We start from the raw sequence: 16,523 nt of genomic DNA on the forward strand, positions 1-16,523 counted from the left end.
GTCCTACACAGATATCAAGTGAATGAAAGGGCCGCGCCATGACAATTAAGACCGATCTTGCAGATGCCGTTGGTAACACACCCCTGATCAAACTACGCGCTGCATCTGAAGCCACAGGTTGCACCATTCTGGGCAAGGCGGAATTCCTGAACCCCGGTCAATCGGTCAAGGACCGAGCAGCACTTTTCATGATCAAGGACGCCATCGCGCGCGGTGATCTGCGGCCCGGTGGCACGATTGTTGAGGGGACGGCAGGCAATACCGGCATTGGTCTGGCGCTGGTTGGGGCTTCAATGGGGTTCAAAACAGTGATCGTCATTCCTGAAACACAGAGCCAGGAAAAGAAGGACATGATCCGCGTTGCAGGCGCGCAATTGGTAGAAGTTCCAGCAGTGCCTTACGCGAACCCAAACAACTATGTGAAATATTCGGGCCGTCTTGCCGCCGCGCTGAATGATATTGAACCCAATGGTGCGATCTGGGCCAACCAGTTTGACAATACCGCCAATCGACAAGCCCATATTGAAACGACGGGCCCCGAAATTTGGGAACAAACGGACGGCAAAGTCGATGGCTTCACCTGCGCTTGCGGGTCTGGTGGGACGCTTGCGGGCGTCGGTCAGGTCTTGCAGCCCAAGGGCGTCAAGGTCGGCTTGTCCGACCCTGATGGGTCTGGTCTTTACAAGCTTTATACAGATGAAGTGCCACCGGCGGGCAATTCCATCACCGAAGGGATCGGGCAGGGGCGTATTACGGCGAACCTTGAAGGGTTCACCCCCGACTTTGCCTATAAAATTCCGGATTCCGAGGCTTTGCCAATTGTCTTTGACCTGCTTCAGAATGAAGGGCTGTGCATGGGAGGCTCGACCGGTATCAACATTGCGGGCGCCATCCGGCTGGCCCGCGATATGGGGCCGGGGCATACGATTGTGACGATCTTGTGTGACTATGGCACGCGTTATCAATCCAAGATCTTCAACCCGTCCTTCCTGCGTGAAAAGGGTTTGCCTGTGCCGGAATGGATTGAAACCAAAGCTGATGTGCCTGTGGTGTTCGAGGACGTATGATCCGCCAAGGCATCGCATTCTGTTTGCTCTGTCTGCTTTTCGTGGGCAGCCCAATGGTGGTCTATGCGCAAGAGCAGGCCTCGGAAATGGACGAGGCGGTGTTCGAACGCCTTGCCCAACGGGCCGAGGTCCTTGCAGCGCGTGATGATGCATCTTTGTTCGCAATCAGTAGGTTGCGCGCCGAACTTGTTGTCTGGCGTGATGAATTTCTGGCGCGATCCAACCTGAACGCGGGCCGTCTGGCGACTGTCGATTCGCAATTGGCAGCGTTGGGCACGGTTCCCGAAAGCGGCGAGGAGGCGGCAGATGTGGCCGCCCGGCGTGCGGAACTGATCGCGCAACGCACCGCTTTGCAAGCGCCCGGCCTTTTAGCGCAAGAGGCCCATGCGCGCGCCAATGGGTTGATCGGTGAATTTGACGCGCGATCCTTGCAACAGCAAAGAGACGAATTAACAGTACGCGGCTCATCCCCGCTGAATCCAACCCATGTGGTTGGTGCGATTACGGCGCTTTTTGAATTGACGCGCCTGATCGGGGTCGAGGTGGCGGCAGGTCTGTCAGTCAAGCAACAGTCCGGGCAGTTGGGGCAGGCGTTACCGCGGGTTTTGGCGCTGGCTGTTGTGGCGGTTGCTTTGTTGGGGGCAGGGCGGCGTCTTGTGACACGCTGGCAGAATAGATTTGCACAGGGGCATGGGCGCTGGCGCCCGCTTCTTTTGTTCTTTTTCTCTGCAATCCAGCTGCTTGTACCACTGATTGGCGTCTTTGTTTTGACAGAGGCGCTGCAATCTTTCGATATCTTCGGACTGCGCGGCAATGCTGTGATCGACGCGATACCGGTTGCCGGTCTTTTTGTGATCTTGGGCTGGTGGTTGTCACGCCTGCTTTTCCCGGTAGGTGAGATCGAAGGGTACCTTGGCTATGATCCAAACACATGCGCCAGAGGACGCGTGCTGAGTGTTAGTATTGCGTGGATTCTGGCGCTTCAAACGCTTGTCGGGAGTGGCCTGGAAACAATGGATATGACAAAGGATGCCAATGCCGCATTTGCGTTTCCTATCCTTTTGGCGCTTGGGGTCCTGTTTTGGCAACTTGGCCGGGCGATAGCGACAAAGCCGCAAGAGCGTGAGGTCGTTATGGTCTCTGCTGGGCGTATGCGCGGTTATTTGGGGCAGGCTATTACATTGGTTGCCATTGCGGCCCCGCTATTGGCGGCGGTTGGCTATACTGCTGCTGCCAGCGCGCTGCTGGGGCCGGCCATTCTATCGGTCGCGCTGATTGGTGTTTTGTTTTTGTTGCAGCGTATCGTGCACGATTTGATCCAGAAACCCGAAAACGAAGAGGACTTTCGCGGCATTTACGCTCTTATTCCTGTCTTCATTAGCTTCGCTCTCATCCTGACAAGTCTGCCCATCTTCGCGCTGATCTGGGGGGCGCGTGTTTCAGACCTGACAGAGCTTTGGACCCGTTTTCGCGAAGGGTTTGCCGTCGGAGATTCGCGGATATCGCCGACTGATTTCGTCACCTTTGCGGTCGTCTTTGCCTTGGGGTATATCCTGACGCGGCTGATCCAAGGTACACTGCGTAAATCCGTGCTGCCGCGCACCCGACTTGATCTGGGAGGGCAGAACGCGATTGTGGCAGGCTTTGGCTATGTCGGCATCATCCTTGCTGCCATTGTTGCGATTACAAGTGCGGGGATTGATCTGTCGAACCTTGCCATTGTGGCCGGTGCATTGTCGGTCGGGATTGGTTTTGGTTTGCAAAACATTGTCTCTAACTTTGTTTCCGGCATCATCTTGTTGATCGAACGCCCGGTTAGCGAAGGCGACTGGATCGAAGTAGGCGGGCAAATGGGCTATGTGCGTGCGATTTCCGTGCGCTCAACCCGGATTGAGACGTTTGACAGGACCGATGTGATCATCCCCAATGCCGATTTGGTCAGTGGGCAGGTAACAAACTGGACCCGCGGCAATCTGGTTGGCCGTGTCATCGTACCGGTTGGGGTGGCCTATGGCACGGATGTCGATAAAGTGACCGAGATTTTGCAAGGCATTGCCGAGGCGCATCCGCTGGTGGTCATGACGCCGCCGCCTGCCGTACTGTTTCAAGGCTTTGGTGCAGATTCCCTTGATTTTGAAATTCGGGCGATCCTGCGTGATGTGAACTACGTTCTGGTCACAAAGTCTGAGATGAATCATGCGATTGCCAAAGAATTTGCTGCGGCTGGGATTGAGATTCCATTCGCTCAACGTGATATTTGGCTGCGCAACCCCGAAGTGTTGAAGGACCCGATACCAACATGACCGAACTGTTGTTTCGCAAAGATGCCTACGCCCGCGAGGCGGCGGGCAAGGTGACCGATATCACATCGGAAGGCGGGATCGTGTTGGACGGATCAGTCTTTTATCCCACGTCTGGCGGGCAGCCCGGTGACAGCGGCATGCTGCGCTGGAAGGGGGGCGAGATTGAGATTGCTACGACCGTAAAGGGCGCCGACGAGACCGTGGTCCTTGTTCCGGCGGAACCTGCAGGGATGCCAGCAGTGGGCCAAGACGTCAGGCAGGCGCTAAACTGGGAGCGGCGCTATCGGCATATGCGGATGCATACAGCACTTCATCTGCTCTCTGTTGTGATCCCGTTGCCCGTATCGGGCGGCGCAATCGGGGCCGAGAAGGGGCGTTTGGATTTTGATATGCCCGACGCGCCAGAGGATAAGGCGGCATTGGAAGAGGATCTGAACCGCCTGATTGCCTGCAATATGAATGTGACTGAAGAATGGATCACGGATGCGGAACTTGATGCGCAGCCTGATCTGGTTAAAACGATGTCAGTACAACCGCCCCGCGGCAGCGGTGAAATCCGTCTGGTGCGGATCGGCGTGGGGGAAGAAACTGCTGATCTGCAACCTTGCGGTGGCACCCATGTCGCCAATACCGAAGAGATTGGGCGCGTGCGCATTGGCAAGATCGAAAAGAAAGGCCGCCAGAACCGGCGCGTCTATCTGCATTTGGAGTGAATTTTGCGGCACTTGACGATTACAGTGGTGGGGGCGATGTGCCTGGTCCAGCCTGCCTTGGCGCAGGACTATCCCGGCTGCACGGCGGCGCAATCCACGATCGTTGATGATGCTTTGGGGACAGCCAAGGAGCTGACGCTGAAAGCGGCGGTCGCCGTGGGTGATACGCCGGAGTATGCGCGCTGGTTCGGCACATACTCCAACGACAATGCCGAAGAGGTGCGGGCGAGCCTGAAATCAATCGTCTCAGCATTGCGCAGGGGCAGGGTGACGGCGCAATGCGACAGCATTGCCGATGATGGCTGTGATGGTGGCAATTACGCTTGGGTCTATGCAGGAGAGCCCTATTTGATGCATTTGTGTCCGTCGTTCTTTAATCTGCCACCCCTGACAGCCCTGCGTCCCGGCGAACGCCGGTCAAATAATGGAACGCTCGAGGGGACAATCATCCACGAAGTGTCGCATTTTACGACCGTGGCCCAGACCGAGGATCATTGCTATTCGCGTGTTGAGTGTTCACGTATGGCGCGCGATGATACGCGCCGCGCGATCAATAACGCCGATAGCTATCAGTATTACACTGAAGATGTGACCTATTTTGCGCGTCAGCCTGTGGCAAACAAACCACCACCCGCACCGCGCGCAAACCGGTAGGGTCTGACCCTAGTCGCGTCGCAGGTCCTGCCCAAACAAATCCCGCTCAATCGGTTGATCCAGCATCTTTTCGGATTCCGGCAGACCTTCGCGTGACAAAAGCACTGCAAAGGGCCGCAGGTTGGGCACATGACTGCACACGACCAGCAGCATCACCATGATCGGCACTGACAAAAACATGCCCGGAATGCCCCAGACGGCCCCCCAGAACGCCAGCGACAGGATGATGCCAAAGGATGACAAGCGCAGCGCGCGCCCCATCAGCATCGGATCGATGATGCTGCCGTTCACGAACTGTATGACGCCCGCAATCGCAAAGATCACCAACGTGATGGTCGGATCACCGATCTCAACATGTGCGACCAGCGCGATCAGGGCGGTGGCCACGATAGAGCCGATATTGGGGATGAAATTCAGCACGAAAGTGATGATCCCAAGTGATGTCGCCAATTCAAGGCTGAAGGCCTGCGCAAGTACAAACACCATCGCCCCTGTGATGGCACTGATCACCGTCTTGACGAGCAAGTAATAGTTCACCCGGTGAATAATGGATTGGATGATCTTGCCCACCCGTTCTGCCTGCGTTTCATCCCCGACAAGGCTGAGAAGCTTGGTTTGAAACCAGATACGTTCGGCAAAAAGAAAACCCACGAACAGGATAATCAAAACCGTGGCCTGCGTCACCCCGCTGGCTTGGCTGGCGGCACCGCGCAGATAGTTTGAAACATCGACGGACCGCAGGGCGTTAAAGACGGCGAGCTGACTATCCTCGCCCAGAAACGCAAAAAGCGAGGCTACGGCAGAAGGTGCGCGCTCTGCATAGGACAGCGTCGTGACAAGCACCGTGTTCACTTGTGCCAGCAAGATCGAGGTCAGCGTAAGCAGTGCTGCCGCAATCAGCACCATCGCGGCTATACTCGCCAATGTGTTTGGTATTCGAAACGGCCCGATCCGCTGGCGCGCGATAAAGTTGATCACGTCGCTGGTCAGGCTGAACAGAATAATCGCCGTGGCCAATGAAATCAGTACAAAACGCGCCTGCACCAGAAGGAAAAGCACGACCGCAAAGGCGATGATCAAAAGCGCACCCGTCTGCAGGCGCGCCGTCTCGCCTGGCCGTTCAGCTTTGCCGTGTTTCGGCGGATCGTGCAGCATGTGCTGGGCGGCCTCTTATCATCAAAGCCTCAGTTGTAAGGTGCTGATGGGCCTGCCGTAAAGGGGCCTCACAAACATATGTATCAAGGGCTTGCAAAAGGGTGGGGGATGAGGCTAAACCGCCGCCACGGACAGGTGGCCGAGTGGTCGAAGGCGCACGCCTGGAAAGTGTGTAGGCGGGAGACCGTCTCCAGGGTTCGAATCCCTGTCTGTCCGCCATTCACCATTTTTGACAGCCTGATTAAGTCGCCCCGTCTAGCCTTTCGACCATGTGCTGTTGGGTATTCTGAACTTTCGAGTTGGTGTCGTTTTTCGATGCTGCCTATATTCGCTGCTTGAGTGGTGGTGAATGTAGTATTTTGTATGGCCCTGTCCGGTAAGCTTACAAAGAAACTGGTCGAGAACCTTGGCGCGGGGCGGCATGGAGATGGCAACGGATTGTATCTGGTGGTTGTCAAAGGGTTCAAAAATAACGAGGGCGCACTGTTGCGCACTGACTTTGGATCGGGCGGGGCAGGTATTGTCACAATCAACCAAGCGCGTGAACGGGCGCTAGCGTATATTCGGATGAGGCAAGTCGGCCTTAGCGTGTTGTTTCATCAGTGACACACAAAGCGTCATCACCGCCCTGAAAATGCAATCTCGAAAACTACCCAAGAAAAAGGCCAGCGTTTTCCCGCTGGCCTTTTGTTGTTTTTGTTGCGCTTACCAGCGGAACTCGACGGTCTGTGCGGCGTCGACAGAGCCGTTGATGTTTGCGCCGACGGAAGACCGGCTCACGCCCCACTCATCAAAGACCGGTGTTGTATGCGCTAGGTTCAGGGATGTTGTGTGCGTGTCCCCAATCCGGTCATAGCCCAGCATCACGTCCCAGACCGCCTGCGCGTCGTCTGCAAGTGTCGCATAGGACAGCGATGCACCGTATCCGCAATCCGCATCTTCGTCACCGGAGATCGCGCAGAACAGACGTGGTGTCAGTTCGACCTCGCCGTTCTGAACCGAACGGGTCAGGTCAGTTTCGACAAAGATACGCCCGTAACGACCAGGGTCGATATCTAGATCGACATCGTCAATTGAGATCTCGGATCCGACAGCGACCGCATAGGCCAGATCAACACCAACACGCGGTGCCAGCGTCAGTGTCTCATAGACACGCTCGCCGCCCACAGCGCCACCGATGAACACGCCACCGTAGGTATAGTGACCGTCAACTTCAGTCCCCGCGACCACGTCAAAGAAGTGACGCCCGACCGCAGCACTGCCGTAATAGCTGAGCAGCAGCCCGCCTTCGGACCGGTTTGCACCGTAAAGGCCCCCATGCACGCCGACACCTGTGATTTCACCGGTGACGTCCTCATCAACAACATCCGTTTTGGACACATAGCCTTCGATGAACTGACCAAACAGACGTCCATTGGCCTGACGATCACGCGAGCCGCCAAAGCTGAGCCGGCCTGTCGTACTGGCGTCCTCTGTGTGGATCACGCTGAGGTCAGCCCAGAGCGTCTGATAGGCACCAGTGACACAGTTGTAACCCTCAGAGCCATAACGACCTGTCAGGCTGCCACCGGCGTTGCCGGCTGCGCCATCCAGTGTCCGGATGGTCTGGCTGTCTTCGCCACAACGTCCGGTACCCGTCGCAACATCGTCACCACCCACAAGGATGAACTCAACACGACGGTTCAGGGCCTGACCTTCTTCGGTGGCATTGGTTGCGATTGGACGGGATTCACCGAAGCCCTGCGCCTGTAGGCGATCTGCGCTAATACCGCGGGCGACCAATGCATCTTGAACGGCATCCACACGATTTTGGCTGAGGACAAGGTTATAGGCGTCGCTTTCATCGGAATCTGTGTGACCTGCAACGATGAAATTCGCAGACACACACTGGTTCAGAAGATGTGCGATCTCATCAAGGATACGCTGATTTGCTTCGTCAATGAAGAACTTATCGTTGGCAAAGCGGATCGGATGATCACTCAGCTTATCGCTGATTTGCTGACCACAAGCATGCCCCGACAGACGGTCTGCCGCCCGCCGCGAGATGTCAGACGCACTGCGCGAGATCAGCTCGGTTGTGTTCTGCAGATCTTCAGACAGAACACGCTCCAGCGCTTCCTGATCAAAGACCGACGCAGAGCCGATCACCGCGATATCGTATGGTGCCTCATCCGCATCATCATTCGGCAGCACGATATCAAAGCCAAACTCACCTTCCTCAAGCGGTGTGAACGTCACGGTAAACGTTGTCGTCTCACCCGGCTCAAGGACCAGAACATCCGGGTTCACCACAGTTACAGGACCATCCAGATTTGTCTCACCCGAGATCGTTGGGTTTTCCAAAGTCAACGTATCTGTACCGTCGTTTGTCACCGTGTAGGTAATCGTCTGCTCTTCGCCGACAATGGGTTCACCCACATCATCTTCACCACCGTCAGGCATTGCCCCGCTGACAGATGAGGTCACATCGATTTCCGGCGCACCCTCAGAGTTGCCTGCGACAGCAATGTTGTAGTCGCTTTCATCCTCATCATCCTGCGCGTCATTGTTAGGAACAACGATGTCGAAATCATAAGCACCATCCAACTCAGGGGTATAAGTGACTGTGAATGTAGCGGTTTCACCAGGCTCCAGAGACGTCGCACTTAGATCACCAAAGACCACACCGTCATCACCATTGGTGATATTGGTGGTTGATCCGGCCTCCAGCACGGGATCATCCAAAGTCAGCGTTTCAAAGCCATCGTTCGTGATGGTGTAGGTGATCGTCTGTTCCACACCCGCGACCGACGGAGGCTGCGTATCCGTCCCGCCATCCGCAATCGGCGCGTCGCCATTTGAGGTTTCAACAGAAATCTCCGGCGCGATGACTGGCAGCGTGACCACTGTGGCTTCATCGGCGTCGTTGCCAGCTGTGCCGTCGGTATCTGTGGTGGACGGTGTGTCCACGGCTGTCGGGACAGCCGTTGATCCATCTGCACCGCCTTGTGGAATTTCAGGTTCGGATCCGGTGTCGCTATCGTCAGTCACCGGATCAAGTTGATCATCGTTTTCGTCAAACAGCGGCACGGTGTCGCCACCATCAACAACCACATCACCCGCGTCATCAAGCGCTACGGCCGTCGATGTAATCGTGGGCTGCGTTTCCAGATCACCTGTATCGCCGTCCTGAATGATGTATTCGGCCGTTGCCACGACAACAGGACCATCATCTGGCGCCAGTGTGATGTTTTCAATGCCGCTGTCATCAAATGACACGCCTGCGGGGTTCAGATCACCCAGCCCGTTGTCGTCGATGACAAGATCAGCGAGCCCTGTATCACCTGTGTTTTCGGCCGTATATTCATAAAGGATCGTATCGCCGGCATTCCCAAAAATACCGTCGCCATTGGTGTCCGAAATCCCAGTAACAGTCTGAACCAACTCAATTTCAGGCCCGGGATCCGTATAGGTCACCGTGACGGTTGCTTCGTTAGACAAATTCCCGTTGTCGTCCTCTACCGTATAGTCCACAGGTGTCGGATCGCCGATAAACCCGTCTTCCGGGGCGAAGGTAATTGCGCCCGTGGTTGGGTTTACTGTCCATGTGCCTTCGTCGGGCACGACCAACTGCGTGACGTCCCCGTCAACGGTCGTCACATTAGCCGGGTCTGTGCCTGCTGGTACCACAAGCGAGACCGTTTCAGCATCAAGCGGGACTTCGTCGCCCGTGCCATCGGTCCCCAGATCAGTATCGTTGCCCAGTACGTCAACAACGACGTCTGTTTCCGGCGCAGCGGGGGCTGGTGTATCGTCCGCGGCGGTTGGTGTTGTCGGTAACGCAACAACAGTTGTATTGCTGCCGTTGGCTTCAGTTGCATCAATCTCGGCACCGTCTGTGCCTTCGTTTTCGTCGGCCGTGTCGTTGTCAGACACATCCGTAACGGTATCGCCGTTTGGCAAAGTACCCGTGGACGTTACTGAGGTCGGCAGTGCGCCCACTGCATCCGCATTAATTTGCACAGTGTAAGTGACTGTCAGCGTCTCACCCGTGTCCAGCGGTGTGGTGCCGGTAATCAGGTCATCATTCGCTGCCGTCCCGTCAAAGCCAGCATTCGCTATGCCAGCCGATGCGTTGTCAACCGTCACATCCGACAAGTTGGTGCCCAGCTGGGCGGCGTCTGCCAGAAGTGCCGTCAGATCAACATCGTCGAAGTTCAACTCACCAGAGTTTGTCAACGTGACGGTGTAGGTAACATCAACCGTGCCATCATCATTGATGGTATCCGAGATATCAGCCGACTGTGTCGTCGTCAGCTCGGGGAGCTGACACGCGTTATTTGTAGCAAATTCGATCAGGTTATTTTCATCGGTGGCAATATAGTGGAGATAGTATTCACCATCATTCGGGACCGTAAATGAAAGTGTGATACTCCATGCGGTTCCAACATTGACACCACCATCAGCCTCAAAATCTGTTGAGGTCCCACCGGGAGGACCTGCGTAGTAAGCAGGGGCCGTTTCAGACCCCGGACCCTGATCGCGTCCAGGAAAACGGACAATTTGTTCATTGTTAGAATTAAAGACAGCAAAGACATGCCCGTCATTGCGCCCCGTATCCGTAAATGTGATCGTTTTCGTGGTACCCGGTTCGCCGATGAAATAACCGACGCCAGAGAAACGCTCGGAGTCTTCGGGCGAAGTCGACTCTGTTGGGAAATCACCGTCGTCGAGCGTGCCTACACTGGTACCCGCAACCGACGGAGTATACCACTGGTTGGTCCCCAGATCGGTTGTCGCAAAATTAAAAATAGCGGGCGTATTCGCGCCTGTTGTCAGAAAATTCTTTGCCGGATTATAGTTTGTTGGAATTTGGTTTGCAACATAGCCGTCTTCAATCAACCAATAATCCCAGTTCCAGGTACAGTTCGCTGCGGGGTTGGTTGGGGCACCTGGTACAGCCTGCGCTTGTGCGAACTGTGGTGTTGCGACACCCATCGAAATAGTAGCAATCCCAAGGGCTAACTGTCCAAGGCCAGCTCCTGCCCATAACGTCGTTTTCCTCATAAACCTATCCTTCCGTCCAGACAGCCAACACGCCTGGCACAACCTTTGACATCCTCGCCACAACCACTGCATCGACTGGTATTGCTTCGATGTTAGTTACAGCAGTGAAATTTTCTGAAGCCGCAAACCTCGGATCGCGACTCGGCAAACTGTACTGATCAGGGGACATTGCGGCGAGGGGGAAGAAACGCAATTTCACATCATTATTGGAAAACATTTCCTTAAGGGCAGGCAGACGGCGGAATCTGTTGTGAGAAGGGCATAGCCACAGAGTTTCCAATGACCGCCATAAAATTGACATTTTTTTCTTAGGGCGATCAAATTTATACTATTGGCAAAATATGTGCCCTGTAGATCCGCTTCTTGCACGGCTCATTTCCAAAAAATAAGAATTTTTGAGCAAATCTTGCCCTAAAAAACTTGAGAACGGCGGAGTAATGCTCGTCCATGCCCAGCGTGGTGGTTGTGATGCCGCAGGCGGCGTAATGGGCGTCTACTTTTGCCCTTCTATCTGATGTCAGGGGTGAGGGTTTTCACCGTGGAAGTTATATTTGAAGGTGCACCGCGCTCATTTTCGGGATGGTTTGAGCGGGCGGTGGGTTGCTCGCGATTTTGGGATCAACCTTCATAGCCTTCGGAAGATGTTGGCTTATTCTGAACCACCGGGGTATCGCCGGACGGGGCGGGTCAAGCGGCCTAAGCTTGTTCCCTATATTGACCAGATTGATCAATGGATGGCGGAGGGCAAGGTGCACTACTATTAATTGATTGACTGAGTCACGCCGTTTCTGGCCATATCTATTGGCTTGCTTGGTGGTTTCTTCGAGGTGTATTCTCGGCTTTGTGTAATGTGCCTATTTAAGATTAGATATTTAATAGTTTGGTCTGGGATTGTCTTTCCGCACAGTGTTACCTGACCGACTGATTTAAAGAATTCATATGAATGTTGGCTTCGCGACCCTATTGGACCCGCCATAAATAATTGATTAGAGAACGGTGCCCGTGAACATTATTAAGCGGATGATCAATCGCATTTTCGGTGAATTTCGTATTGGCTCCGACGGTTTTTCGGAGGCCCCCAACGTGAAGAAACTGATGATGACCTGCTGATCGTCGTCATTGGCGAGACCCATGATAATCCCGGTGAGTTCATCGATATGGATATATACCGAGTAGGTGGAATGGACCGGAGCAGCAGGCTAAGTGCTTTTTGCGCGGATCGAAGATGAGTTTGACCGCAAATTTGAAGAGGCCATTAATGGACCCAGTGCCGATTTGCCTTCATTTGTGACGGCAGTAGGTACAAACATCGTCCCACTGATCCCTTGGATGATAGAAGCTTTCTTTTCGGAAAAACCATTGATTGATATCATTGAGGCATGGAGAGACATCGACAAGAAAGTGACATCGTTTTCTACGCATTCCGTTCTTTTAGATCACAATGGGGCGGCCGCTCTTGCTGTGGATGCAGTCTTTGAGGAGCTAGGCGGCATTCCAAAATCATAGTCTTGCACGGCTACACACCAGGATATCACTATACGGACAGCGAACCAGCCCTACCTACCGAGATTGAAGATCGCCCGCCGTTACTAAATCTCGTTATGGTCCGCGAAGTATTGAGGCTGACGGTGTACGTTTTCTTATCGTTATGTCTGGCAAAAAATGAAGATCAGTCGTGTCGAGTTGGTTGGGATGTGTTGGAGCGCTAACGATGCATGCCAATCCCGAAGAGATTGGACTGCGTGCTGCAGGAGTTTGCCCACTCACCGACTATCGGAGCCATTTTGGGGCATGAACACGCCCGTTATATGCTGCCCGGTATCGGCACCTCATGGAGGGGTGCCCCGTCGCGTTCGAATGCTGTGATATTGGCGATTGTGGTTTCGGCGATTGCCGTCAATGCTTCGCGGGTAAAGAACCCCTGATGGCCAGTGATCAGTACGTTTGGGAAGGTCAGAAGGCGCGCAAACACATCGTCACGGATGAAGGTTTGTGAGAAGTCTTCAAAAAACAGATCAGCCTCTTCTTCGTAGACATCCAGACCAACGCTGCCCACTGCTCCATTCTTGAGCCCAGCAATCAAAGCGGATGCATCCACAACGGCGCCGCGGCTTGTGTTGATCAACATTACCCCCGGTTTCATCTGCGCGATTGCGTCTGCGTCGATCAGGTGATGTGTCTGCGGTGTCAGCGGGCATTGCAGGGTGATTACATCGCTCATGGCCAAGAGTTCACCAAGATCAACATAACGTACGCCCAGATCGACGCAGGTTGGGTTTTTATAAGGATCAAAAGCAATCATATCGCATCCAAAACCCTTCAGGATCTGGGCGACAATCTCTCCTATTTTTCCGGTGCCGATGATCCCGACGGTCTTGCCGTAAAGATCGAACCCCAACAAACCATCAAGCGAGAAATTGCCGTCGCGCACACGGTTGTAGGCGCGGTGTAGTCGCCGGTTCAGTGTGAGGATCAGCGCTATGGTATGTTCGGCCACAGCATGTGGCGAGTAGGCCGGCACGCGGGCCACTGTGATGCCGGCATTCTGTGCTGCCCCAAGATCAATGTGGTTGAAACCGGCCGAGCGTAATGCGACCAGCCGCGTACCGGCCTGTGCAAGTTGTGTGATCACGTCAGCGCAGAGGTCATCATTGACGAAGGCGCAAACCGCTTCACTGCCTTGCGCCAGCGCCGCTGTCTGATGCGACAGGCGGACATCGAGAAATGTAAGCGCGTGCGTGTTGTTGTTGGCCGCGTTCAGAAACGCTTCGTCATAGGGTTTCGTGCTAAAGACAGTTACTTTCATCGGCGTTCATACCTTGTGCAGCGCCGCCTAGCGTCGCAGTATTGCCAAGCTGGAGGGTGGATACCTTTACTGAACAGGTTAGGATTGTGCAGCGCGGTCGTAAACTGTTGAATGCTTACTCCCCATTTCGGACCTCGCGTACCCAGGTCACAAGTGTTGAACGGGCGTCTGCGTCCATCTGCACAGCATTGGGTGGCGGCATGGCGTGGCTGACGCCTGCCTGCAGATAGATAGCGCTTGCGTGGCGGGCTACATCGCTGCGGGTCTCAAGGTAGACCCCTTTGGGTGCCCATTGCATGTTTCCCCAAACGGGTTCGCGCGCGTGGCACATGGAACAGCTTCCGATCACGGTGTCATAGGCCGCATCAAAGCTGGGCACAGATGCAAACCTCTGCTCGTAGGGCGTCAGTGCCCGCGCTTCTGCTTCTTGCCATGTATCGCCGGTGCGTACTGTGGACAGCCACGCGATCAACAGCATAAGCAGCACTGTCACGGCCCATGTCCAATGTGGCCCTTTGCCGGTTTTGTGCATCGTGTTGAAATAATGCCGGATCGTGACGCCCGTGAGAAAAATCAGACTTGCGATGATCCAGGCGTATTCGGTGCCAAAGGCGAGCGGGTAGTGGTTCGACAGCATCAGGAACACGACCGGCAGCGTAAGATAGTTGTTATGGGTCGACCGCACCTTGGCGATTTTCCCGTATTTGGCATCTGGCGTGCGGCCGGCTTTAAGATCGGCCACAACGATCCGCTGGTTGGGCATGATCTGGAAGAACACATTGGCCGTCATGATGGTTGCCGTGAAAGCACCCAGATGCAGTAATGCGGCGCGGCCGGTGAAAATCTGGTTATACCCCCATGACATCACCACAAGGATCACAAACAGGAGGAGCATCAGAAGGGTCGGTTGCTCGCTCAGTTTTGATTTGCACATGGCGTCATAAAGCAGCCAGCCAATCGTCAGCGACCCGCCAGAGATCAGGATACCCTGCCAAAGCGAAAGATCAGCTTTCGTCGGATCCAGCAGATAGAGTTCACCGCCCACCCAATAGACGATCATCAAAAGCGCGGCACCTGACAGCCATGTCGCGTAGCTTTGCCATTTATGCCACGTCAGATGTTCGGGCATCTGTGCGGGCGCAACCATATATTTGGTGGTGTGATAAAACCCGCCACCGTGGACTTCCCATTCTTCGCCAGAGGCCCCTTCAGGCATGTGTTCCGCAGGTTTCAGCATCAAATCGAGCGCGATGAAATAGAACGAAGCGCCAATCCACGCCATCGCGGTGATGACGTGTAGCCAACGCACGGAAAAAGCGATCCAATCCCATAAAATAGCAAGATCATACATGACGCGTTCCCGGTTGGTGTGTCTTTTGCCCTATCCTATGCGAGGGCCAATTGTTCTGCTATTGCTTCTAGGCGTCAAACAGTATCAAAAAAACCAAGCAAATGTCCTATCTCGATAATATCCGTACCTTCGTCCGTGTCTACGAGTTGGGCAATATGTCTGCTGCCGCCCGCGATCTACGGATTTCACCGGCTGTGACATCTGCGCGCGTTTCACAGTTGGAAGCGCATCTGAACGTACGCCTGTTCCAACGCACCACCCGAAGCCTGACCCCGACCGAACAGGGACGGGCCTTTTACGGTGGTGCCTGCGCGATTTTGGAAACCGTGGCATATGCCGAAACACAGGTGGTCGATATCACCGAAAACCCAAGGGGTTCGCTGTTTGTCGCAGCGCCCTTGGGCGTGGGGCGGCGATTAATTGCGCCGCATGTGCCGGCATTTCTTAGGCTTTATCCGCAGATTACGCTGCGTCTGCGCTTGACTGATCGCACCGTGGATCTGACAACCGAGGGGCTTGATCTAGCGTTTTTTCTGGGTGAGCCAGAGGACAGCAATCTGCAGATGCGCAAAATTGCGGATGTGGAACGTATCCTGTGTGCTTCACCCGATTATATCGGGGCGCGGGGCAACCCGGCCTCTGGCGCTGATCTGATTGCTGATAAACACGAATGTCTAAATCTGCGGTTTCCGGGTGCGACCGAGTTTCAGTGGCGCCTGATGACGCCCGATGGCCCCAAGAGGTTTCGCGTGCAGGGGCGCTATGAATCCGATGACGGCGATGTGCTGACGGATTGGGCGTTGGGCGGGAACGGCATCGCGCTCAAGCCAGTGTTTGAGGTGGCCGAGCATTTGAAAGCCGGACGCCTTTTGCCCGTTGCAACGCAAACACCGCCTGTTCCCATTCAGATGGCATGCCTCTTTACCCACCGCAGGCGGCAAGACCCCAAGACGCGGCTTTTCATGGATTTCGTGATCGACCGGATCAGCGCTGTGGTGCGCGGCGATCAGGAACCCCGATAGGTGGAATAGCCAAAGGGTGAAAGCAGCAAAGGCACATGGTAATGCGTGGCCTCTGACATGCCAAAGCGGATCGGGATCAGATCAAGGAAACGCGGGTCCTCAGCCGGTGTGCCACTTGCATCAAGATAGGCTCCTGCGTGAAACACCAATTCATACGTGCCGATTGCAAAGCGATCTGCAGGGAGGATTTGTTCATCCGTGCGTCCGTCACCATTTGTCACAAGGGTCTTCACATGCGTCCGGCTTTCGCCTTTGATGGCAAAGAGCTCAATCTTGAGGCCCTGTGCAGGACAACCGCGCGCAGTGTCCAGAACATGTGTTGTCAGATAGCCGCTCATGAGGTTGCTCCTTTGTCTTGCTGGCTGCTTAGTGCCAGAAAGATATCTGGATCGCAAAGCGATCACAC

12 protein-coding genes and 1 tRNA gene are annotated in these 16,523 nt (G+C 54.8%); 8 read left to right on the forward strand and 5 right to left on the reverse strand.

Features of this window, described 5'->3' with window-relative positions:
- Positions 1–38: 38 nt before the first annotated feature.
- Genes BC777_RS02820 through BC777_RS02835 form a run of 4 tightly spaced genes read left to right on the forward strand, consistent with a single transcriptional unit; the run spans position 39 to position 4,737 of the window.
- A complete protein-coding gene (locus BC777_RS02820) occupies positions 39–1,067 on the forward strand; it encodes a cysteine synthase A (RefSeq protein WP_100366636.1) in 1,029 nt (342 codons plus the stop codon).
- On the forward strand, positions 1,064–3,370 hold the full coding sequence (locus BC777_RS02825) for a mechanosensitive ion channel family protein (protein WP_100366637.1): 2,307 nt from the start codon (positions 1,064–1,066) through the stop codon (positions 3,368–3,370). The genes BC777_RS02820 and BC777_RS02825 overlap by 4 nt, the downstream gene beginning before the upstream one ends.
- Complete coding sequence (locus BC777_RS02830; protein WP_100366638.1) at positions 3,367–4,083, forward strand: alanyl-tRNA editing protein; 717 nt, start codon at positions 3,367–3,369, stop codon at positions 4,081–4,083. The genes BC777_RS02825 and BC777_RS02830 overlap by 4 nt, the downstream gene beginning before the upstream one ends.
- 3 nt (positions 4,084–4,086) lie before the next feature.
- The gene (locus BC777_RS02835) at positions 4,087–4,737 is read left to right on the forward strand and encodes a M35 family metalloendopeptidase (RefSeq protein WP_245834128.1); all 651 of its coding nucleotides are present in this window, start codon (positions 4,087–4,089) and stop codon (positions 4,735–4,737) included.
- Positions 4,738–4,746: 9 nt separating this feature from the next.
- On the opposite strand, the gene BC777_RS02840 is transcribed toward BC777_RS02835, so the two are convergent.
- On the reverse strand, positions 4,747–5,892 hold the full coding sequence (locus BC777_RS02840) for an AI-2E family transporter (RefSeq protein ID WP_211095321.1): 1,146 nt from the start codon (positions 5,890–5,892) through the stop codon (positions 4,747–4,749).
- A gap of 129 nt (positions 5,893–6,021) precedes the next feature.
- On the opposite strand from BC777_RS02840, the gene BC777_RS02845 reads away from it, so the two are divergent.
- Positions 6,022–6,111: transfer RNA gene (locus BC777_RS02845), tRNA-Ser, on the forward strand.
- Positions 6,112–6,237: 126 nt separating this feature from the next.
- Positions 6,238–6,498 carry a hypothetical protein gene (locus tag BC777_RS02850; protein ID WP_245834129.1) on the forward strand — a complete coding sequence of 87 codons (261 nt, stop codon included), beginning with the start codon at positions 6,238–6,240 and terminating at the stop codon, positions 6,496–6,498.
- A 99-nt stretch (positions 6,499–6,597) separates the two neighbouring features.
- Here the strand turns inward: BC777_RS02850 and BC777_RS02855 are convergent, their stop codons facing one another.
- A complete protein-coding gene (locus BC777_RS02855) occupies positions 6,598–10,938 on the reverse strand; it encodes an OmpA family protein (RefSeq protein ID WP_168769061.1) in 4,341 nt (1,446 codons plus the stop codon).
- A 1,203-nt stretch (positions 10,939–12,141) separates the two neighbouring features.
- Here BC777_RS02855 and BC777_RS02865 point away from each other — a divergent pair.
- On the forward strand, positions 12,142–12,444 hold the full coding sequence (locus BC777_RS02865) for a hypothetical protein (protein ID WP_100366641.1): 303 nt from the start codon (positions 12,142–12,144) through the stop codon (positions 12,442–12,444).
- A 298-nt stretch (positions 12,445–12,742) separates the two neighbouring features.
- On the opposite strand, the gene BC777_RS02870 is transcribed toward BC777_RS02865, so the two are convergent.
- Together BC777_RS02870 and BC777_RS02875 are read right to left on the reverse strand one after the other, a co-directional pair.
- Positions 12,743–13,744, reverse strand: coding sequence for a 2-hydroxyacid dehydrogenase (locus BC777_RS02870; protein ID WP_100366642.1), 1,002 nt, complete (start codon positions 13,742–13,744; stop codon positions 12,743–12,745).
- A 115-nt stretch (positions 13,745–13,859) separates the two neighbouring features.
- On the reverse strand, positions 13,860–15,095 hold the full coding sequence (locus BC777_RS02875) for a urate hydroxylase PuuD (RefSeq protein WP_100366643.1): 1,236 nt from the start codon (positions 15,093–15,095) through the stop codon (positions 13,860–13,862).
- A gap of 101 nt (positions 15,096–15,196) precedes the next feature.
- Here BC777_RS02875 and BC777_RS02880 point away from each other — a divergent pair, with 101 nt between their 5' ends.
- Positions 15,197–16,117 (forward strand): LysR family transcriptional regulator, encoded by a 921-nt coding sequence (locus tag BC777_RS02880; protein WP_100366644.1) that lies wholly within the window; start codon positions 15,197–15,199, stop codon positions 16,115–16,117.
- Here the strand turns inward: BC777_RS02880 and uraH are convergent.
- The gene (gene uraH, locus BC777_RS02885; protein WP_100366645.1) at positions 16,102–16,455 is read right to left on the reverse strand and encodes a hydroxyisourate hydrolase; all 354 of its coding nucleotides are present in this window, start codon (positions 16,453–16,455) and stop codon (positions 16,102–16,104) included. The genes BC777_RS02880 and uraH overlap by 16 nt on opposite strands.
- Between the last annotated feature and the right edge of the window lie 68 nt (positions 16,456–16,523).

The sequence above is a fragment of the Yoonia maricola genome, from assembly GCF_002797915.1.
Taxonomy (GTDB): domain Bacteria; phylum Pseudomonadota; class Alphaproteobacteria; order Rhodobacterales; family Rhodobacteraceae; genus Yoonia; species Yoonia maricola.